Origin of the sequence: Candidatus Solincola tengchongensis (assembly GCF_015711935.1) — a bacterium.
Classification (GTDB): Bacteria; Actinomycetota; Geothermincolia; order Geothermincolales; family RBG-13-55-18; genus Solincola_A; species Solincola_A tengchongensis.
Genome location: NZ_JACVJJ010000056.1, coordinates 39,532 through 59,916 on the forward strand (window position 1 = coordinate 39,532; position 20,385 = coordinate 59,916).

Annotated in this window: 20 protein-coding genes; all 20 read left to right on the forward strand. The window is 62.3% G+C overall.

Going from position 1 to position 20,385, the window contains the following annotated elements:
- Nucleotides 1–2: 2 nt before the first annotated feature.
- Nucleotides 3–1,313 carry a nickel-dependent hydrogenase large subunit gene (locus H7007_RS04990; RefSeq protein ID WP_287153564.1) on the forward strand — a complete coding sequence of 437 codons (1,311 nt, stop codon included), beginning with the start codon at nucleotides 3–5 and terminating at the stop codon, nucleotides 1,311–1,313.
- Nucleotides 1,314–1,331: 18 nt separating this feature from the next.
- A complete protein-coding gene (locus H7007_RS04995) occupies nucleotides 1,332–1,598 on the forward strand; it encodes a 4Fe-4S binding protein (protein WP_287153566.1) in 267 nt (88 codons plus the stop codon).
- Nucleotides 1,599–2,034: 436 nt separating this feature from the next.
- A complete protein-coding gene (locus tag H7007_RS05000; protein WP_287153568.1) occupies nucleotides 2,035–2,388 on the forward strand; it encodes a roadblock/LC7 domain-containing protein in 354 nt (117 codons plus the stop codon).
- Nucleotides 2,389–2,442: 54 nt separating this feature from the next.
- On the forward strand, nucleotides 2,443–2,817 hold the full coding sequence (locus H7007_RS05005) for a roadblock/LC7 domain-containing protein (RefSeq protein ID WP_287153570.1): 375 nt from the start codon (nucleotides 2,443–2,445) through the stop codon (nucleotides 2,815–2,817).
- Nucleotides 2,818–2,871: 54 nt separating this feature from the next.
- Nucleotides 2,872–3,270 carry a roadblock/LC7 domain-containing protein gene (locus H7007_RS05010; RefSeq protein ID WP_287153572.1) on the forward strand — a complete coding sequence of 133 codons (399 nt, stop codon included), beginning with the start codon at nucleotides 2,872–2,874 and terminating at the stop codon, nucleotides 3,268–3,270.
- Between the two features lie 306 nt (nucleotides 3,271–3,576).
- The gene (locus H7007_RS05015) at nucleotides 3,577–7,089 is read left to right on the forward strand and encodes a DUF4388 domain-containing protein (RefSeq protein ID WP_287153573.1); all 3,513 of its coding nucleotides are present in this window, start codon (nucleotides 3,577–3,579) and stop codon (nucleotides 7,087–7,089) included.
- A 15-nt stretch (nucleotides 7,090–7,104) separates the two neighbouring features.
- Nucleotides 7,105–7,638, forward strand: a complete 534-nt coding sequence (locus H7007_RS05020; RefSeq protein WP_287153575.1) for a GTP-binding protein — start codon at nucleotides 7,105–7,107, stop codon at nucleotides 7,636–7,638.
- Nucleotides 7,639–7,804: 166 nt separating this feature from the next.
- Nucleotides 7,805–8,680, forward strand: coding sequence for a shikimate dehydrogenase (gene aroE / locus H7007_RS05025; protein ID WP_287153577.1), 876 nt, complete (start codon nucleotides 7,805–7,807; stop codon nucleotides 8,678–8,680).
- Complete coding sequence (pilB, locus tag H7007_RS05030) at nucleotides 8,681–10,351, forward strand: type IV-A pilus assembly ATPase PilB (protein ID WP_287153578.1); 1,671 nt, start codon at nucleotides 8,681–8,683, stop codon at nucleotides 10,349–10,351.
- A gap of 39 nt (nucleotides 10,352–10,390) precedes the next feature.
- Nucleotides 10,391–11,455, forward strand: coding sequence for a type IV pilus twitching motility protein PilT (locus H7007_RS05035; protein ID WP_287153579.1), 1,065 nt, complete (start codon nucleotides 10,391–10,393; stop codon nucleotides 11,453–11,455).
- A 6-nt stretch (nucleotides 11,456–11,461) separates the two neighbouring features.
- The gene (locus tag H7007_RS05040; protein WP_287153580.1) at nucleotides 11,462–12,385 is read left to right on the forward strand and encodes an ABC transporter ATP-binding protein; all 924 of its coding nucleotides are present in this window, start codon (nucleotides 11,462–11,464) and stop codon (nucleotides 12,383–12,385) included.
- Between the two features lies 1 nt (nucleotide 12,386).
- On the forward strand, nucleotides 12,387–13,178 hold the full coding sequence (locus H7007_RS05045; RefSeq protein WP_287153582.1) for an ABC transporter permease: 792 nt from the start codon (nucleotides 12,387–12,389) through the stop codon (nucleotides 13,176–13,178).
- A 308-nt stretch (nucleotides 13,179–13,486) separates the two neighbouring features.
- Entirely contained in the window at nucleotides 13,487–14,218 is a 732-nt protein-coding gene (locus H7007_RS05050; RefSeq protein WP_287153584.1) for a tetratricopeptide repeat protein, read from the forward strand.
- Nucleotides 14,219–14,368: 150 nt separating this feature from the next.
- Complete coding sequence (locus H7007_RS05055) at nucleotides 14,369–15,592, forward strand: type II secretion system F family protein (RefSeq protein ID WP_287153586.1); 1,224 nt, start codon at nucleotides 14,369–14,371, stop codon at nucleotides 15,590–15,592.
- Nucleotides 15,593–15,864: 272 nt separating this feature from the next.
- On the forward strand, nucleotides 15,865–16,062 hold the full coding sequence (locus tag H7007_RS05060) for a helix-turn-helix domain-containing protein (RefSeq protein ID WP_287153588.1): 198 nt from the start codon (nucleotides 15,865–15,867) through the stop codon (nucleotides 16,060–16,062).
- Between the two features lie 15 nt (nucleotides 16,063–16,077).
- Nucleotides 16,078–17,142, forward strand: a complete 1,065-nt coding sequence (gene pilM, locus H7007_RS05065; protein WP_287153589.1) for a type IV pilus assembly protein PilM — start codon at nucleotides 16,078–16,080, stop codon at nucleotides 17,140–17,142.
- Nucleotides 17,139–17,972, forward strand: coding sequence for a PilN domain-containing protein (locus H7007_RS05070; RefSeq protein ID WP_287153591.1), 834 nt, complete (start codon nucleotides 17,139–17,141; stop codon nucleotides 17,970–17,972). Before pilM ends, H7007_RS05070 begins: the two co-directional genes overlap by 4 nt.
- Nucleotides 17,973–17,976: 4 nt before the next feature.
- Nucleotides 17,977–18,576: a type IV pilus inner membrane component PilO gene (locus tag H7007_RS05075; RefSeq protein ID WP_287153593.1), complete on the forward strand. Its 600-nt coding sequence runs from the start codon at nucleotides 17,977–17,979 to the stop codon at nucleotides 18,574–18,576.
- A 71-nt stretch (nucleotides 18,577–18,647) separates the two neighbouring features.
- A complete protein-coding gene (locus H7007_RS05080) occupies nucleotides 18,648–19,349 on the forward strand; it encodes a hypothetical protein (protein ID WP_287153595.1) in 702 nt (233 codons plus the stop codon).
- A 376-nt stretch (nucleotides 19,350–19,725) separates the two neighbouring features.
- Nucleotides 19,726–20,385, forward strand: a 660-nt coding sequence (gene aroC / locus H7007_RS05085; protein WP_287153596.1) for a chorismate synthase, incomplete at its 3' end; no start/stop codon positions are given.

Below are 20,385 nucleotides of genomic sequence, written 5' to 3' on the forward strand. Positions count from 1 at the left end.
GCATGGCCGAACTGGTGATAAGGCCTCTGACCAGGATATACGGGAATGCGGCCCTGCGGGTCGAGTCCGAAGAGGGGGCGACGCCGCGGGCCCGGTTTTCCGCCTTCGGATACCGGGGGTTCGAGTTGATGGCCCGGGGGGCACACGTGGACAACCTGGTGCCCATGGTCTCCCGTATATGTGGGCCGGATTCCCTCTTCCACCAGGCGGCAGCCTGCATGGCCGCAGAGGAGGCCCTTGGGGTGCAGGTGCCTCCCGCCGCGCGTACCCTGCGCGAGCTGGCCCTGTGGGCGCAGCTCTTCGAGCGCCATGCGGTCTCGCTCGCCTTGCACAGCCTGCCCGACCTGCTGTTCCCGGCTTCGGATCCCGGGTTACGCAACCTGGTGAGCATCTACCGGGTGGACGAGGAGGTGGTGAGGAGGCTACTGAGCCTGAAGTCCCTGGGTACCGCCGTGCTCCGCGAGGTCGGGGGAAGGCAGGTACACGGTTTCAATTTCCGGCCCGGGGGAGCGATCCGAGACCTGAGGCCTGAATCCAGGGAGAGCCTGGCGGAGAGGCTGAGGTCGGGAGAGGCCCTCCTCCTGGAGACGGCCAGGCTGGTGAAGCTGCTCCTGAGGAGAAGCGAGGAGAGGGTGAGGACGGCGGGGAGCATCGACGGTTCCTATCTGGCCATGCGCCATCCCCGCGGGGTGGAGATAGGCGAGGGCGAGCCGGCGCTCTTCGTTACCGGGGAGGAGGGAGGTGAGCCCCGGCCTGTGGTGGACCTGGGGAGCAGGTTGCGGGAGGAGCCCTCCGCGCATGGGCACGTGGTATACGCCTCTCTGGAGGGAGCCGGGGAGCTCCGGGTCGGTCCGCTGGCGCGCCTGAACGTGAACGGGAGCTACGGCACTCCCCGGGCGGACGATGAGTTGGTCGAGGTGAAAGAGACCTGGGGCTTCCCGGTCCGCTATCCCATGGTGGCCCACGCCTTGCGGATGCTGGAGATGATCCATGCCTGGGAGAAGATGCTCGCTCTCCTGAGCGGGCCGGCCGAAGGCCCGCTGGGCGGCGGCTTGAGCGTTGGGGCGGGGAAGGCCAGGGCATACCTCGAGGCTCCGGAAGGCGCTCTGGTCTACGGACTGGAGCTCGGGGAGGACGGGCTGGTGAGAGACCTTTCCATAATCTCCCCCCTGCAATTCAATCTGCGGAGCCTGGAGAGGTCGCTGGCGGAGGCCTATGCCGCCACCGTGCGGGAAGGCGTGGAGAAGACGGCGGATGTCCTGCAGATGGTGGTGAGGGCCTACGCCCCCTGTGTCCCCTGTGGGGTGCACTGACGGCGGGAGGAGGCGGGCATGGCGGAGGCACGAAGGATAGAGGTGGACGAAGGCCGGTGCATAGGCTGCTGGGAATGCGTGGAGCTGTGCCCCCAGACCGAGGGGACCCAGTACCCGGTCTTTGAGAGAGGGGAAAAGGTGCCGCGGGTAGTCAACCCCCAGAGCTGCCTGGGCTGCCTTACTTGCGTGGAAAACTGCCGATCCTTGGCCTTGACCGTCGACGGGAGGCGGTGGGAGGGGTTCGTGGAGCCGAGGGCCAGGAACAAGGAGGAGGCCATCTACTGAAGGCGTGGCGTGTATGGCCCCGGGGAAGACGGCCCCCGGTGGTCCTCTCGGTCTGAGCTTTTTCCGGACCGGGCGGCAGGGGCTGGAAAAGCCCCCAAAGGGGGCACAGGGGCGGGAACGCGCGGGTGCGGGAGGGAGGCGGGGCGTGGAGAGGATATTTCAGGCAACCGCGCCGGAACGGGAAGGAGCGAAGTTACCCCCGAGGCGAGGACGGGGATAAAATACGGAATTGAGGAGGCCCTCGTTAAGAAATAGGAGGAAATGTCGATACTTAACCATTGGAGTAAGAACTTAACTTTATTATAATTGAGCAACAGTATTAACGGACACGGGCGCCTCGCGATGCGGTCCTGACTCTCGTGTCCGTGGAAAGGAAACCGTTACAAGGTCGTCAAGGGCTCAGGACGGTTATTCCCGGGGCAGGAGGTGGTGTGGTTTGCCCGATCTGAGGAAGGTTCTGGAAGAGTTGGTGGCCACCGGAACGGTTCGGGCCGCGCTGGTGGTGGGAAGGGACGGCTTCATCATCGAAACGGCGGGCGAGGACGCCTCTCACCTGGAGGCCGTGGGCGCCATCGCTCCCAGCTCGCTGGGCGCAGCGGAAGTGATAGGGCTGGAGCTCGCCCAGGGCCCCATGGCCCAGGCCATGTTCGAGTTCGAGAAGGGCGCCATACTCATGAGTGCGGTGGGGAGCGATGCCATACTGGTATCCATCCTGCCCGCGGGGGCCAATCTTGGGAAGGCAAGATACGACATCCGCAAGTTCCTTCCCGTCATCGAAAGCTCTCTATGACCCGTGCGGGGAATGGAGGCTCGGATGCGGATTTGACCGTTTCGGGAGGTTGACTTGGTATCGGACCGCATCGAGAAGATGAACTCCATACTCCGGCAGTTAAGGTCCAACCTGCCGGAGATAGAGGCGGCGGTGCTCATAAGCGCCGATGCCATGGCCTTGGCCTCGGACATGTCGGACGAAGCGGATGAGGAGATGATCGGCGCCCTTTCCGCTTCCGTCCTCAGCATGGGAGAGAGGGCCGCCCGCGACCTGAAGCGCGGGGCGCTGGAGCAGGTCTACGTGAAGGGGGACCAGGGATACCTCTTGCTGCTCCATTGCGGTCCGGATGCCCTCCTGTCCCTGCTGGTCAGACCGGAAGCCAAACTGGGAGTGGTCTTCATGGAGGCCAAGCGAACGGCGGAGGAGCTCTCCGCCCTTTTCCAGTGAAGCCCGGACCCCTGAATCGTCAGCCGGAGATCGTACTCGTGGGAGGTCGGTTACTTGGCGGAATCGAGGGAAGCGAGGCTGCGAAGCGCGCTTAGTGAGCTGGTATCCAAGTCCGCGGAAGTGGACGCGGCCGCGGTGGTGAGCATGGACGGCCTGGTCATGGCTTCGGTGCTTCCCAACACCCTGGAGGAAGACCGCCTGGGAGCCATGTCCGCGGCCCTGCTCAGCCTTGGGGAGAGGACCTCCGAGGAGCTGGGGCGGGGCGAGCTGGCCCAGGTCTTCGTGGAGGGCAAGGAGGGATACGTTTTCCTGATGGCCGCCGGGGAGGACGCGGTGTTGACCGCCCTTGTGCGCAAGGGGAGCAAGCTGGGCCTGGTGCTTTACGACGTGAAGGGGGCGGCGAAGAAGATCGCCGAGATCATTAAGTCCGAGTTCCGCATCGAATACGAATAGTGTGGCGCGATGCACTCTCGGAGGGATGGAGGCCGAGGGGAGCGAGCAGAAAAAGGGCATCGGTTATATATTGAAATCATAGAGGGAGCCTCCCTCCCGGAGCGGGATCGATGCCGCAGGGATACCGAGTAACCCCAAGCCCCGGCCGGGGCGGGAAGGGTGCCGGGTTGTTGGGGAGTTATCAAAAGGGCTCCTGAATACGAATAAATATAGATGGAGGGAAGATCGGAAGCCGGGGTTTGGCGCGGAGAGCCCTGAGAAGGTGTCGCCGCAAAAAGGGATTGTCCCGGCGAGAGGAGATGGGTCATGGCTCTTAAGGGAAGCCTAAAGGATTTCAGTCTTCCCGACCTGTTTCAGCTCCTGAACTTCGGAAAGAAGAACGGCACCTTGAACCTGATAAGGGGGCAGGCCAGGGGATATATATGCTTCCGAAACGGGGAGGTCTTCTTCGCCACCACCAACTGGAAGAGGCAGTCCCTGGGCATGAAGCTCCTGGGTGCGGGGATAATCACCCGCACCCAGCTGGAGGAGGCCCTGGAGCTGCAGAAGACCTCCGCCAAGGGGCAGCGCCTGGGCCAGCTCCTGATAAGGTTGGGTTACATCACCAAGGAGCAGCTGGAAGTCTTCGTGGAGGAGCAGATTCAGGACGCCGTCTTCGAGATGCTCCGCTGGACGGACGGCGAGTTCGAGTTCCAGCCCGGCGTTGTCTTCCCCGAGGAGGACATAGGGCTCTCCATCAGCACCGAGGAGCTCATCATGGAGGGCTCCAGGCGCCTGGACGAGTGGAACCGCATCGAGAAGAAGATCCCCAACCTCGACGTGGTCTTCAAGATGACCTCCATGCAGGGGAGGGAAGCCGCCCAGATAAGCCTCACCCCGGAGGAGTGGATGGTCCTCACCCACGTGGACGGCGAGAAGACGGTGCGCCAGATAGTGGAGCAGACCGGCATGAGCACCCTGCACACCTGCAAGATCCTGTACGGGCTGATCAGCTCCGGCCTCCTGGAGAAGGTCACTCCCGATCGAGAGGAAAAGGAAGCCGAGAGCCGGCTGGAGATGTTGGCCCACGAGCTGGAGGCTGCGGAAGGCGAGGAAAAGGTCCTGGAAGCACCGCTTCTGGAGGAAATTGCCGAGCTGGAAGAGATTCCCTCCATCGAGGAAGCCCTTCCCGGGGTGGCAGAGGATAGGGCGGAGGCGGCCGAGGCCGGTACGGTCGACTCGATTTCCGCCCCGGCGGTGGAGGAGGCGATGGAGGCCCCCGAGGTTCCGCCCCTGGCCGGCGTCGAGGAGGCGGTGGGCGCGGTCATGGACCGCTTGGCGGCGGAGGAACCCCCGTTGGAGAGGGCCGTCAAGCCGCAAGCGGCCGCTCCCGAGGAAACGGGCGAGATTCCGGTGTCCGCATCAGTGGAGTCGGTGGTGACGGAGCAGCCGGAGGAAGCGGGCGTGAAACCGGAAACGGCGGCGATTCCGGAAGGCGTTCCGGAGGCGTTGGAAACGGAACCTCTGGAGATAGAGATCGGAGGGGATACCGAGGGGGAGATACTCATCGAGGAGGAGGCCGCCGTCACCGCAGAGGCGGTCACGGAGCCCGAGGTCCGGGAGAGCGCCCTTCAGGAGAGTTCCTTGCGCATCTTGGAGGAGGAGAAGAGGAGGGAGGAGCAGGTCATCCAGCAGATGAAGAGAGCCGCCCTGGAGGAGAGCGAAGAGGCGGAGAAAGCGCTGCAGATCGAGAAAAAGGAAGCGGAACTGGAGGAGTTGAAGCGCAAGATCAGCGCCCTCCTCCCGGAGGGGGTGGAACTGGAGGGGCCGGAAGAGAAACCCTCCCCGCCACAGGAGAGGCCCTCCCTTCCCCTCGAACGCATAACCCGGGAGAGCGCCGAGGCGCGCGCGGCCAAGAGGGCTTATCTGGAGAAGAAGTATGGCAAGATAGCCCGCCTGGCCGGGGAGGAAGAGCTGCCGGAACTGGAGCCCGAGGAGATCCCCGAGGAATGGAAGAGCCATCTCCGGAAAACGGCGAGGGAGGCGGCGGAAAAACCCCGCACCCTCGAAGGGGCCGGATATCCTGCCCCCTATCCCTCAGGCGTACTGGACGGCGCATATCGAGAAGGAGTGAGGCCCGCCGAGGAGGTGGAGAGGGAAGCCGGGAAGGCGGGTATGGAGGAGAAAAAGATTCCCGCTGCGGCTTTCGCGCCGGGGGATGAAGCCGTCCTGCGCGGGATCACGGAGAGGAGCTTGGATGAGATCCTGGCCGGCCTGGGCGGCGCTCAAGAGGAGAAGAGCGCCTCCACGGTAAAGATACCCCTCGAGGAACTGGAGAGGAGGACAGGCTACGGTTCCGCAGGGGGCGAAGTCCCTTCCGCGGGGGCGGATATCCTGGAGCGGGTCATGCTCGAGGACCTCACCGCCGAAGAGGCGGTGGCCGCGGGGACGGCGAGCGGCATCCCTCTGCAGGGCCTGGAGGCGGAGGTCCGGGAGAAGGCGGTGGAGGGCGGGTCGGCGGATATCCTGGAGCGGGTCATGCTCGAGGACCTCACCGCCGAAGAGGCGGTGGCCGCGGGGACGGCGAGCGGCATCCCTCTGCAGGGCCTGGAGGCGGAGGTCCGGGAGAAGGCGGTGGAGGGCGGGTCGGCGGATATCCTGGAGCGGGTCATGCTCGAGGACCTCACCGCCGAAGAGGCGGTGGCCGCGGGGAAGCCGGAGACCGCGGAAGCCGCTCCGGAGGAGGTTCTGGAGAAGGCCGCTTCCGGGACATTCTTCGATGTCGATGATTCCCTAAAGGCCCTCGACCTCGGGGTACAGGCAGTGGGAGAGGACATCCTTTCCGAGATCGAGGAGCTGGAGAAAGAGATATTGGAGGGTGAGCCGCAAGAGGCGGGACTGGAGCTTGGGGACCTGGAAAAGGAGCTGGCCGCCCTCGAGGAGGAGATACTGAGCGCCGAGGCTCCCGTGCAGGAAGTGGGCACGGAGATAGAGGAGCTGGTCAGGGAGCTGGAGGAGGGGGGCGAGGAGGCTCCCCCGGCAGCCGAGGCCCCTACCGCGGAGGAGGTGAGGGCGGAGGAGGAATTCCTCCCGGTCACCGAGCTGGAGAGGCCCGTGACCGCACCGGGGCCCGAGCCGGCCGTGGAGGCCGTGGCCGAGGCACTCCCCACGGAGGCGGAGCTCGCCCCGGAAGAGGCGCCCCCCTCCGTGGAGGCTCCCCGTCCACTGGACCTCCTGGAGAGGCTGGTGGAGGCTCCCCCGGCGGCCGAGGCCCCTACCGCGGAGGAGGTGAGGGCGGAGGAGGAATTCCTCCCGGTCACCGAGCTGGAGAGGCCCGTGACCGCACCGGGGCCCGAGCCGGCCGTGGAGGCCGTGGCCGAGGCACTCCCCACGGAGGCGGAGCTCGCCCCGGAAGAGGCGCCCCCCACGGTGGAGCCGGGGAGGTTGGCAAGAGAGGAGCCCGCCGCGGCGCAGGCGGAGGGCATGCCGGGCATTGGCGTTCCGCCTTCAACCCCGGAAACGAAAAGGCCGATGGAGACAGTGGCCGGAGCGGGGAGCACGCCCGCCGTTCACGAGGCGGCACCCTCCCTGGAGAAGGAGGAGGTCGAATACGGCGAGCTGGACATCGACAGTTATTCTCTGGAGAGGGAGCTGGCGGAGCTCACCGGGGCCGCCATACCCCAGCCGACAAAGAAGATCAAGATACCCATAAAGCCGAAAGGAGAAGAGGGTAAGGTGGAGGAAATAGAAAAGGGGAAGCCGGTCCCCAAGGTGAGGCGGGATAAGGCGGTGACCAAGAGCCTGATCATGCGCATCATCGATGGCATCAAGAGATTGTAAGGGGTGGAGTAGGAGTTGCGTTCCTTCAAGATCGTGGTCACCGGACCATTCAGCGCCGGTAAGACCACCTTCATCAAGAGCATAAGCGAGATTGCCATCGTCTCCACTGAAAGGGCCATCTCCGATTCCACGCGGAGGGTCAAGGCGGAGACCACTGTGGCCATGGACTTCGGCCGTATCACCATCTCCAAGGACATAGTGCTCTATCTCTTCGGCACTCCAGGCCAGGAGAGGTTCGACTTCATGTGGCAGATCCTCTCCGAGGGCATGCTGGGGTACATCCTCATGTTGGACGCCAGCCGTCCGGAGACCTTCCCGGAGGGCAGGCGCATCCTGGAGTTCTTTTCCACCCTTTCCGACGCTCCCTTCGTCGTGGGGGCCACCCGCATGCCTGACGGGGACCAGCAGGCCACCATAGAGAGGATACGCAAGGAGCTGAACATCGACGGCGATGTCCAGGTCATCCCCTGTAACGCCCTGGAGAAGGAAGACGTGAAGAAGGTGCTCCTGGGTCTCCTCTACGACATCCTCAAGACCCTGGACAAGTGAGCGACGGAGTTCCACCCTTCCCGGTTCGCCCCGTTTTCGCCCTCCGTTGGAGCCGATAAAATAGGAAAGCGGGAATGCGAAGCAACATCCGAAGCCGGTAATGTTCACCATTCCGGCGCTCCGGCTTTCATGTTCCGGGGACGGCGAGGAAAAGGAAAGGCGATCTATGGAAATAGATGGTAATACGCAGCTGGTGGGGATAATCGGACACGGCATTCATTACACGCTGTCCCCCGCGATGCACAACGCCGCTTTCCGTGCCCTGGGGATGAACTGGGTTTACGTGCCCCTTCGCGTCGCCCCGGGAAAGGTTACCGCCGCCTTACGGGGATTGCCGGCCCTGGATTTCCGGGGCGCCAACGTGACCCTACCCCACAAGCTGGAGGCGGCCAGGCTCTCGGACGAGCTACGCGGCGATGCCGAGGTGCTGGGAGCGGTGAACACCCTGGTAGTGGAGGAAGGGCGCCTGGTGGGCCACAACACCGACCCGGTGGGTTTCCTCGGCCTGCTCAGGGAGGTGGGGGCGGAGGTGGGCGGGAGGGCGGTGGCCCTCATCGGGGCGGGCGGCGCGGCGAGGTCGGTGGCGCTCGCCGTGATGCGGGAGGGCGCCCGCATTATATACGTGCTCAACCGCACGGAATCCAGGGCACACGAACTCAGGGAGAGGTTAAAGGGCGTGGATGCCTCTACCGAAATTAGGGTTGAGAAGCTGGATAAGGAGGGCGCCAGGGTATTGCGGGAATGCCACCTGGTGGTGAACTGCACCCCCCTCTCCGGGGAGGAGGGGGAGGAGCTGCCCCTCGATTACGCGGACCTGAGCGGTGGGAAATGGGCCATAGACCTGAAATACGGCGGCGTCTCACCCTTTCTTCGTCGTGCCGCGGAGAGGGGGGCCAGGGTGGTGGATGGGGGAGAGATGCTCGTCCATCAGGCGGCGGCATCCTTCACCCTGTGGACGGGCATAGCCGCCCCCTTGGAGGCCATGCGCCAGGCCTACCGTGAGGCGGTGAGGAGACGTGGCGGCATGGAGGCGGAGCGGTAGATGGAGAAGCCCAAGAAGGAGAGACTAGGACAGATACTGGTCAAGAACCGGGTCATCACCGAGGAACAGTTGCAGCAGGCCCTGGAGAGGCAGCGCGAGACCGGTGAGCCCCTGGGCCGGGTCCTGGTGGACATGAAGATGGTCAGCGAGGGCGCGCTGACCTCCATCCTGGCCAGGCAGATAGGACTGCGCTACGTGGACCTCGCCAACTACGACGTGGACATCTCCGCCTGCTCGCTGGTGGACGCCGAGCTGGCTCGCCGCTATACCCTGATCCCCATCGGGTTCGAGGGGGACAAGTTGCTGGTGGCCATGGCCGACCCCACAAACGTCTTCGCCCTCGATGACGTGCGCATCATGACCGGGATGGACGTGGAGCCGGTGGTGGCCACCAAGGAGGACATCGTGTCGGCCATCAACCGCTACTGCCGTTCGGAGGCCGATCTGGACCTCGGGACGGAGGAGTTCGTGGAGAAGGTGGTGGAGGAAGCGGGGGAGACGGCGGACGCCGAGGACGCCCCCATCGTGAAATACGTTAACCTGCTCATCTCCGAGGCGGTGGCCGACCGGGCCAGCGACGTGCACATCGAGCCCATGGAGAGCGACGTGCGCATACGTTTCCGCATCGACGGCGTACTTCACGAGATAAGGCGCAACCCCAAGCAGATCCATCCCGGGGTGGTGGCCAGGATAAAGGTCATGGCGGACATGAACATCGCCGAGAAGAGGCTTCCCCAGGACGGCCGTACCTCGGTGGAGGTGATGGGCAAACCGGTGGACCTTCGCGTGGCCTCCCTGCCCACCATCCACGGGGAGAAGATAGTGCTGCGCATCCTGGACAAGAGCGCCTCCCTCATGAGCCTGGAAGAGCTGGGGTTCAGCGAGGAAAACTTGGAAAGATATTCCAGGAGCTTCAACAAGCCCTACGGGACCATACTGGTCACGGGTCCCACCGGAAGCGGGAAGACCACCACCCTATACGCCACCCTCAACGTGCTCAACACCATCAAGAAGAACATCATCACCGTGGAGGACCCGGTCGAGTACCGGCTGCCTCTCATCAACCAGGTGCAGGTGCATTACAAGGCGGGGCTTACCTTCGCCGCCGCGCTGAGGTCCATCCTCCGGTGCGACCCGGACATCGTGATGATCGGCGAGATCCGCGACCCGGAATCGGCGCAGATAGCCATCGAGTCCGCCCTCACCGGACACCTGGTGCTCTCCACCCTGCACACCAACGACGCCCCCAGCGCCCTGACCCGTCTCCTGGAGATGGGCATCGAGCCCTTCCTCATCGCCTCCGCGGTGGACTGCGTGAGTTCCCAGAGGCTGGCCCGGCGCCTCTGCGAGCGCTGCAAGGAGCCCTACGAGCCGGACGAGGAATACCTGGAGAAGATCGGTTTCCGCTGGGGGGACGAGGAAGAACACGTCCTCTTCCGCCCCCGTGGATGCCCAGCCTGCAACAACACCGGCTTCCGGGGGCGGGTGGGCATCTTCGAGGTCCTGGAGGTTACGGAGAACATCGAGCACCTGGTGGCCCGAAACGCCCCTCACGTGGAGATCGCCGAGATGGCCAGGTCGGAGGGCATGCGCACACTGCGTGAGGAGGGTTTCATAAAGGTCAGGCAGGGTATAACCTCACTGGAAGAGGTGTTGAGGGTCATCATGTAGGCGTTCGCCGCAAAAACCGTCCGAGAGGAGGAGAGGATAGTGGCAAAGCTGGACATCAACGAGCTGCTGGAGGAAGTCCTGGTGAGAGGCGCCTCCGACCTGCACATCACGGTGGGGGCGCCGCCGGTGATGCGCATCAACGGGGTCCTGGTCCGCCTGGAAGAATATCCCAGGCTGACCTCCAATGACACCCGGGACATGGTCTACAGCATCCTCACCGCCCGGCAACGGGAGCAGCTGGAGAGCAACCTGGAGTTCGACCTCTCCTACTCCGTGCCGGGGAGCGCCCGTTTCAGGGTCAACGCCTATTTCCAGAGGAACAGCATCGGGGCCGCCTTCCGCATCATCCCCTACCGCATCAAGACCATCGAGGAGCTGAACCTGCCCCCGGTGCTCTACGACTTCTGCATGCTGCCCCGCGGCTTCGTCCTGGTCACCGGGCCCACGGGGCAGGGGAAGTCCACCACCCTGGCGTCCATGATCAACGTCATCAACGAGAACCGCAACTTGCACATCATCACCGTGGAGGACCCCATCGAGTTCCTCCACGTGCACAAGAAGTGCATCGTCAATCAGAGGGAGGTGGGAGGGGACACGCATTCCTTCTCCAACGCCCTCAAGTACGTGCTGCGACAGGACCCGGACGTCATCCTGGTGGGCGAGATGAGGGACCTGGAGACCATCTCCACGGCCCTCACCGCCGCGGAGACGGGACACCTGGTCTTCGCCACCCTGCACACCCAGGACGCGCCGCAGACCATCGACCGCATCATCGACGTCTTCCCTACCTATCAGCAACAGCAGGTGCGCATGCAGCTGGCCTCCACCATCCAGGCCATCGTCACCCAGCAGCTGCTGCCCACAAAAGACGGCCAGTCCAGGGTCCCCGCCGTGGAGGTCATGGTGGCCACCTCGGCCATCCGCAACCTCATCCGGGAGGCCAAGGTGCACCAGATATACTCCGCCATGCAGGCCGGCGGCCAGTACAAGATGCAGACCATGGACCAGTCCATCGCCGCCCTCTACAAGCGGGGCATAATCTCCTACGAGGTGGCCATGTCCCGCTGCAACAACCGCGATGAGATGGAGAGGCTTATAGGGTAGACGGCAATGGAGACGGTCCTCAGCATAGAGGATCTGCACAAGAGCTATCCATCTCAGTGGGGCCGGCCTCCTCTTGTGGCTCTAAGGGGCCTCGACCTGGAGGTCCCCCGGGGCAGCGTGGTGGGGTTGCTGGGGCCCAACGGGGCAGGGAAGACCACCACCCTTAAAGCGGTGATGGGGCTGGTGAGGCCGGATTCAGGTCGGATCCGCCTCCTTGGCCTCGAGGTCTCGGACCCCAGGGCGCGGGCGCGGGTGGGCTTTCTCCCCGAACAGCCTTACTACGAGCTTTACATGACCCCGCGGAAGCTTCTCCACTTTTACGGGAGGCTCTCGGGCATGTCCAGGGAGAGCATAGCGGCCCGCACCGCTCACCTCCTCAGCCTTGTGGGCCTGGAAGAGGCGGCGGACCTTCCCGTGGAGAAGTTCTCCAAGGGGATGCTGCAGCGCGTCGGGCTGGCCCAGGCCCTGTTGAGCGAGCCGGAGCTCCTCATCCTGGATGAGCCCTCCACGGGCCTTGATCCCCTGGGAAAGATAGAGGTGCGAAACCTCCTGGAAAGCCTCCGCCGCTCGGGGGTCACCGTGCTCTTGAGCTCGCACCAGTTATCGGAAATCGAGGAGATCTGCGATCGGGTGGCCATCATCTCCGAGGGTCGCAACGTGGCATCCGGGGCCCTGGAGGAACTCCTGCGTTCCCGCGACGAGTTCCTGGTCTCCCTCCCTTCCCCTCCCCGGGAAGGCACGGAACCGCGACTTCCTCCTGCGGCGGCCTGGACCGGGGATCGCGGCGGCGTTGTGGTGCCCCGGCAGTCGCTGGAGGCCGTCCTCCGCGCGCTCCTGGATGCCGGGCTTGCGGTGGAGAGGGTGGGGCCAAGGCGCATGAGCCTGGAAGAGTTCTTCCTGGAGCGGGTGGGCCGGGAAGGAGGCGGGTGAGATGAGCAAGAAGTTCACCGACCTCCTCACCGTGGCCTGGGGGGTGGTGCAGGACGCCGTACATCGCAAGGTCTTTTACGCCGTCCTAGCCTTCACCGTCATCCTCATCTTCCTGGTCCCAATGCTCCCCTCTGCGGAGGTCGGGGTCCAGTTGGACCTGGCCAGGGAAGCGTCCCTGGGATTGGTGAGCATCATGGCTTTCATCCTGGCGACGGTCATGGGCTCCAACATCCTTTCGGGGGAGATGAGAAAGAGGACAATCTACAACACGTTGTCGCGCCCGGTGAGCAGAAAGGGCTATTTTATCGGAAAATATCTGGGGATATTGGCCGTCCTGGCCGTAAGTCTCATCGTCGCCTATCTGGTGATCCTGGCACTGGTGGGCGTGAAGTTCGGCGTGTTCAGCCCGGGGCTGGTCAAGGCGGTGTTTGCCATCTTCCTCGAGGCGGCGGTGCTGGCCGCGGTAGCCATGCTGGCTTCCGTTCACCTGAGCCCCGTGGTCTGCATATTGATCACCGGCCTCTTCTACGTCGTATGTCATGTGAAGGGCGATTTTCTCTACCGCACCATGACCGATTCCGGACATCCTGCGGTGCTGAGGGGCATGGCGGGACTGGCCTATTACCTTCTGCCCAATCTGGAGAGGTTGAACATAAACGAGACCGTGGCCCACGGAGAGAGGGTCTTCCGCGTGGGTGCCGTGGAGTTCCTCCTCCTGCTGGGCCTGGCAGCGACCTTCGTGGTCATCTTCCTGGTCCTGGGCGCCTTCATTCTGGAAAGGAAGGACCTGTGAGCTACGCATCGCTGTCGGGCGGGGCCATAGGAGGAACACCGGCATCGGAAAGGGGCGCGAGAAACGGAGGGCCGAGCCCCACCGGCGGGTCCGGCCAGCGGTGCCGCCGTGGAGGAGGGATTCCCAGACACCCGGCGGTGCCTCGAGGAATGGGATGGGGACTCGGCGGGAGCGCGAGGTGGAGGGGGGTGTCCTGCGGTGAAGCGAGGTAAGAGGGCACAGACCCCGGTATCCGTCTATGGATTCGCTTCCCCGAAGGGCGGCGAACACGGAAGCCCCGCCGTGCTCTGGTTGCAGGGAAACGGAAGATGAAAGGCGCACCAAAGAACGGCGTTTGGAAACAGGTCTTGGTCCCGGCGGTCATCCTTCTGTGCCTGGCCGCCTTCTTCCAGATAAGCCTGGACCGCACTCCCGCCGGTTCCGCGGAGAGGGCGGGAAACTTCCCCTCCGCGGCCAGCCTGGCCCGCTTCATGGGAGGCATCCGGCAATATCTCGCCTACACCTTCTTCATCAAGACGGATAGGCTTTACCACGAGTACGGCAGCGATCCGGAACTGGTACCCTACTATCTCTTGGCCATTTATCTCGACCCGCATTATGTGGATGCCTACTATGTGGTCTGCGGGCTGATATACGAGGCGGGCAGGACGCGAGAGGCACTGGAGCTCAACGAACGAGGAATAGAGGCCAACCCCGATTCCGCCGATCTCTACACGAGCCTGGCGGATATCCATCTGCGGGAAGGGAGGATCGACGAAGCCGCAGAGGCGTTCGAGATGGCAGTGGAATTAAAACCACGCATAGTGCCACACTATACACTTATCAAGGATCTAGCGGTGATCTACGGAGCCTCCGGAAGGTCAGGCGAGGCTCTCCGCGTATATCTCGAAGCAGTCCTTTACAACCGGCTGAGATTGGTCACGCAAAGGGATTCAGTTGGCCAGAGCCTACTCGTCAAATTAATCAATGATGATTGCGGCGAAGCCTTGCCCCGAGGAAAGAGGACAACCGAGGGAGGGGATGAGGCTAAAGGGAATTAAGGTTTGTTGCCATAAATACGATATAAGATTAGAAAAACGATTGTTGTAAGAGTTGTAAATTGTTAAGGATTGTAATCTATTGACAATATTGTTTATAAATTCTATATGTTTTAATATGGAGTAAGAGGGGCGCGGAAAAGGAGAGGGGTTGTGGCGCACACCTATTCTTACCGGGTCAGAGATCGCCAGGGCAAGATAATCACCGGCAAGCTAGAGGCAGATAATGAGGCTGCGGTATCCCAACGCCTCAGGGAAATGGGATACTTCGTCATAGGTGTTGAAGAGGAAAGAATTCCCATCACCAAGCGGGAGATCCGTCTATTCAAACCCAAGGTCAAGTCGAAGGACATAACCGTCTTCACCAGGCAGTTCGCCACCATGATCAACGCCGGCCTCCCGCTGGTCAAGTGTCTCAGTATCCTTTCGGAGCAAACCGAGAGCCCGGTGCTCACCGAGGTCATCACCGACGTGCAGCACGAGGTGGAGATGGGGCGATCCCTCTCCGACGCCCTCTCCAAGCACCCCCACATCTTCAAGGACCTGTACACGAGCATGGTGAAGGCCGGGGAGATCGGCGGTGTGCTGGACGATGTGCTGCTGCGTATCGCAACCACCTTGGAGGGGGAGGACGAAATCCGCCGGCGGATAAAATCGGCCATGACCTACCCGGCGGCCATGTTCGCCATATCCATCCTCCTCCTCTTCGTCATGCTCATCTTCGTGGTCCCAATCTTTGAGAAGATGTTCCGGGACATGGGGGCTCAATTGCCTTTCCTCACCAGGATCATCGTGGGCATAAGCCATTTCCTGGCCAGTTGGAAGGGCGCGATACTGCTGGTACTGGTCATCGTGGGCGTCGTCTTCCTGCGTCGCTGGCTGAGGACGCCCGCTGGGCGCAAAAAGCTTGACTCTCTGAAGTTGCGCCTGCCGGTCTTCGGCCCGCTTTTCCATAAGATGGCACTTTCGCGTTTCTCGCGCACCTTGGGAACTCTGGTGGCCAGTGGCGTACCTATACTGCAGGCGTTGGAGATCACCTCTAATACGGTGGGCAACGTACTGGTGGCCGAAGCCGTGGACAACGTCCGTACGGGGGTTAAGGAAGGAGAATCCATCGCCAGGCCCCTGGGTCAGAGCCCGCTCTTCCCCCCCATGGTCACGCAGATGCTGGCTATTGGGGAGGAGACCGGCGCCCTGGATACCATGCTCAACAAGGTGTCGGATTTCTACGACTCCGAGGTGGCGGCGACCGTCGAGGCACTCACCTCCCTACTGGAGCCCATGTTGATAGTCTTTCTGGGCGTGGTGGTGGGAACCATCGTGGTGTCTCTGTACATGCCCATATTCTCCCTCATATCCCAGTTCTCCAAGGGCTGATCCGTAAAAGGGAAGAGCTTGGGGGTAAATCGTTTGGGCGGCTGAATGCTCTTGTTGTGTGTGTTGAATTCTTTAACTATTGACAATTAAAAACAAAAAATCATAAGATTTTAGTCAAATGTGAAAATTATAAAAAAGTGCTAAAGTTTGTTGCGGTTGTGGGCGAATTAATGTAATGCCGCTTATTGTTGAACAATGCAGCTGCGGGCTTTCCCGGTTGAGGGGAAAGGATTGTGTACCGGTCGCGTGGAAGTGTATAGTTTGGAGGATAAGTGGCTGGGGAAAGCGGCAACAAGCTCTTGACGGTCAACGAGGTGGCCAACATCCTCAGGGTTTCCAACATGACCGTGTACCGTCTGGTGAAGAGCGGCCAGATACCCGCCATACGCGTGGGCAAGAATTATCGTATAAAGGAAAGTGACGTCAACGAGTACCTCTCCAGGGGCACCCAGAGGGTGGAGAAGGGATAGGATCGGGGGGTTGACATGAGCCCCAGGAAGAGCAAGGTCTATGTCGGCCTGGACATCAGCTCCAATTCCGTGAAGGTGGCCGAGGTGACCGCTGGGAAGGAAGCGCCGGTTCTTACCAACCTAGGAACGGTTCCCATACCTGAAGGGGTGGTCCGGGACGGCGAGGTGGAGGACGGGGTCACGCTGGCCGAAGCGCTCAAGGAACTCTGGTCCATAACCGGCATCAAGGAAAAATCGGTCATCCTCGGGATTGCCAACCAGAAGGTCATAGTGCGGCCCATAGAGCTGCCCTATATGGAGAAGGAGGAACTGGACAGCGCTTTGCGCTTCCAGGTGCAGGAGTTCATACCCATACCCATCGAGGACGCCATCCTGGATTATGACATCATCGAGGAGTTCATGACCGCTGAGGAAGAGCGGATGCTCACCGTGCTCCTGGTGGCGGCCCACAAGGATATGATCAACACCTTCATCGAGGTGCTCCGGGAAGCAGGCCTTACGCCCTCAGCCATCGACCTCAAGGCCTTCGCCCTGCCCCGTTCCCTGATTCCCCTGGCAGAACTGCAGGCCGCCTACGAGGAGGCGGAGGCCGTATGTCTGATAAACGTGGGGGCGGGCATAACCAACATCACCATCCTCAAGGAGAACGTCCCCCGCTTCGCACGTTTCCTTCTCCGTGGTGGGGACGATTTCGTCAGGAACATGGTCAACCGCCTGGACATGCAGTGGGAGGAAGCGGAGGCGGTGCGCCGGGGGAAGGTTACCAACCCCGAGGCCCAGGAGGTCCTGCAGCAGGACATCTTCGGTTTCGTGGGCGAGATACGACGTTCCATCGATTATTATATCGCCCAGACCCAGGAGAGGGCCTTCCGCAAAGTCATCCTCTCCGGGAGTGGTTCCCTCACCGTGAACCTGGTCCAGGAGATGAACCGCGGCCTCCGCATACCGGTGGAGGTCGGAAAGCCCCTCCAGAACGTACAGTTAGGGAGGCTGCCTTATACTCCGGAGGAACTGGCGGAGATCGAGCCCACGGTGGCCGTGTGCGTGGGCCTGGCGCTGCGGGAGGTGGTTGAGGGATGACCAGGGTCAACCTCCTGCCGCCGGAGATAAAGGAGAAGGTAGCCAAACCTCGCTTGGCGCCCTGGATAGTGCTCATGGGCCTGGTCACGGTGGTGATAATCGCCGGCCTCTATTTCCTCTTCCATGCACAGAAGTCGGGGAAGGAGGAGACCCTGAAGCAGAAGCAGGCGGAGCTCGAGGAATTGAAAAAGCAGACCAAGCCAATGGAGAGGTTTGAGGCCCAGCAGAGGGAACTGAAAGCCCTGCAGGCCCTCTATCAGCAGGCCAATGCCGGGAGGGTGGCTTGGGCCCAGATGCTGAATGACCTGGCCATGTACGTGCCCGAGGGACTGGCCACGGCATCCAACCCCAGGGCACCCACCATCTGGCTCACCAGCCTGACCATCGACGCTCAGCCCCTGGAGGCCATGGCCGGCGGGGCACCCGTGGGGCAGCAGGCCGCCGGTGGCACCCCGATCCAGATCAGGGGTTACGCCACCCCAGCATGGCTGTGCATCCAGACCTGGTTGCCCCGGGCGAGCGACTTCAAGGCCAAGGGATTTCTGGATGCCTATCCTTATTATTACTATTTCCGCGGCCACCCCAAGGTGGCGGAGTTCTTCGTAAGGCTGCAGAACATGGAGGAATGGTCGAATCTGTGGATAACCGAATCCACACAGACCACCATCTCCGAGACCCGGATGGTGACCACCACAGACGCGCAGGGGGTGACCCAGGTGCAGGAGGAGACCTTCAGCGACTGGGCCATCCAGTTCACCATCACCGGTCAGTGGAACCCGGAGAAAGCCATATGGCAGGCGGAGGCCACCTCCGCGACCACGGGAGGCTGAGGGTATGAGGATTAGAATAGGCGCGGGATTGTGGTTGCTGGCGGTGGCCATCATCTGCATCATCGTACTCATCCTGGGCCTCTTCCTCATCGTCTTTCCTCAGAAGAACAAGGTGGGGGAGGTGGAGGACCGCATAGCCGAGGTAGAGACCGGGATCCAGACAGAGCAGAACCGCCTCAACCAGCTGAGGCAGCTGGAGAAGGACCCGGAACAGTTCCTGCGCCAGATAGACGTTCTCAAGCAACGCATTCCTGAGAACGTCGAGCTGGCGGACGTCATCGAACAGATTGACCACGCGGCGGAAGAGGCGGGAATGGACTTCTTCTCCTTCACACCCTCCATTCCCGTGGTGGCCCAGAACTTCTACGTGATGACCTGCGATGCCACATTGAACGGGAGATATTTCAACCTCGTGGAGTTCTTCAATCACGTGGAACGCCTGCCGCGTTCGGTGAAAGTGGTGAAGCTGGAGATCCAGGAAGCGGATGCCGGGCTGCCATATATCCAAGCCCGCATCACCTTCAGGGTCTTCTTCACCACCACGCAGGGTATAGAGGGGCTAATCACCGCTCCCGGTGGGGCACCTGCCGGAGGCACGCCTTGACGGCTCCGTGCGGAGCGGGAGGACAAGCGGGTGACAGTGCGGAGCGGGAGGACAAGCGGGTGACAGAGACCATGAACCGAAGACTCGAGGACAAGGGCGATAAGGGAATGAGGCTTGAGCCGGCGAGGGCCAGGTTGCTCGTGGGGATGGCGCTGGCCCTGATGGTCACCGCCGTGCTGGTGATGGCCGCCGAGCCCGGCGGGGAGAAAGCCGGTGCCGGGACCCTCTCTCAGTCCCTGCTCTCCGGAAAGGGGAGCCTGAGGCTGGATTCCCAGGCCCTGGCCTCCAGGATGGTGGAGCAGAAGTTCCAGATCCATATGGAGGAGATGGAGCAGCAACCCGGGGAGATACCTTACGTTGAGGTATGGGTGCTCAACGATCCTTTCTATCCCCTGATGGGGGAGGTGGGGAATCTCCGCCAGAACAGCGGCGACCTGGCGAGCAAGGAGTGGCAGATGCTTGGCTTCCCCAATTATCAAGCCGGGACCACAACCGGGACCACGACCGGGGCTCCGGTGACCTCGGCACCCTCCGCGACACCGGTGACCACCGGCCTCTCCCAGCGCGTGGTGATGGTGACCGACATCTACGAGATAAGGGGTATCCGGTATGCGGACATAAAGGTGAACGATACCCGTTACGAGAAACTGAAGGCCGGGAGCGCTTTCGCGGAGGTCTTCAAGGTGCAGGAGATAAAGGACGAGCAGACGGTCATCCTGACCTGCGGAGACGAGTCCTACGAGCTCAAGGTGAACCAGCTGCGCAAGATATGAGGTTCGGGACGAGGGGAGAGGGGGCGGCGAGCGTGCCGCCCCCTTTATGCACTGCAAGGAGTGTTGTGGCTCACTTCAGGCTCGCAATCGCATAGGTGGTCATCAATACTGCTTTTACGCTTTGAGAGAGGGAAGGTGGCTCATCCCGTTTCATAATCGCCGGAGGTGAGCGATTACAGGTTCATTATGCGTCCTGGGCAAGGAAGCCAGGCCGGCCATAGATCACTCCCTGGTAGAGACATAGACCCCCTGAGTCTTTGCCTCGACATCGCGGATCCAATGGCTGTGGGGGCGCGCCCGATGCCCGGGGTGAGGATTACGGGGAGAAGGAAGGCGACCAAAGAAGGAAGGCCACTGTCATCCGGAGGAACGGCACATGTTGAGATTTCTTGATGCGGGGGAATCTCACGGGGCGGGAATCGTCTGCGTGGTGGAGGGCCTGCCCATGGGGGTACCCGTGAGCAGGGAATTCATCGAATCCGAGCTGGCGAGAAGGAGGTTGGGGTACGGACGTGGTCCCCGCATGTCCCTGGAAAGGGACGAGGTGGAGGTCCTGAGCGGGGTCAGGGGAGGGCGGACACTGGGAAGCCCGGTGGCGATGCTGGTCCGGAACGCGGAAAGCCGGAAATGGCTCAAGGTGATGTCCCCCTTCGGCGATGTCGAGGTCGAACCGCTCACCAGGCCCCGCCCGGGCCATGCCGATCTGGCGGGAGCGTTGAAGTACGATACCAGGGACATACGCGACATCTTAGAGCGCTCCTCGGCCAGGGAGACGGTGGGCAGGGTGTGCGCCGGCGCGCTGGCCAAGTCCCTTCTCATCTGTCTTGACGTACACGTGCATTCCCACGTCCTCCAGGTGGGGGAGGTCAGGGTCCAGGAGAGGCGGGCCCTCCCGAGCAGGGAGGAGATAGCCGCCGCCGATGGAGATCCCCTGCGCTGCCTGGAGCCCGAGACGTCGCGGCGCATGCGTGAGGAGGTTGACCGCGCCCGCCGTGAGGGCGACAGCCTGGGGGGCGTATTCGAGGTGGTTGCCTAT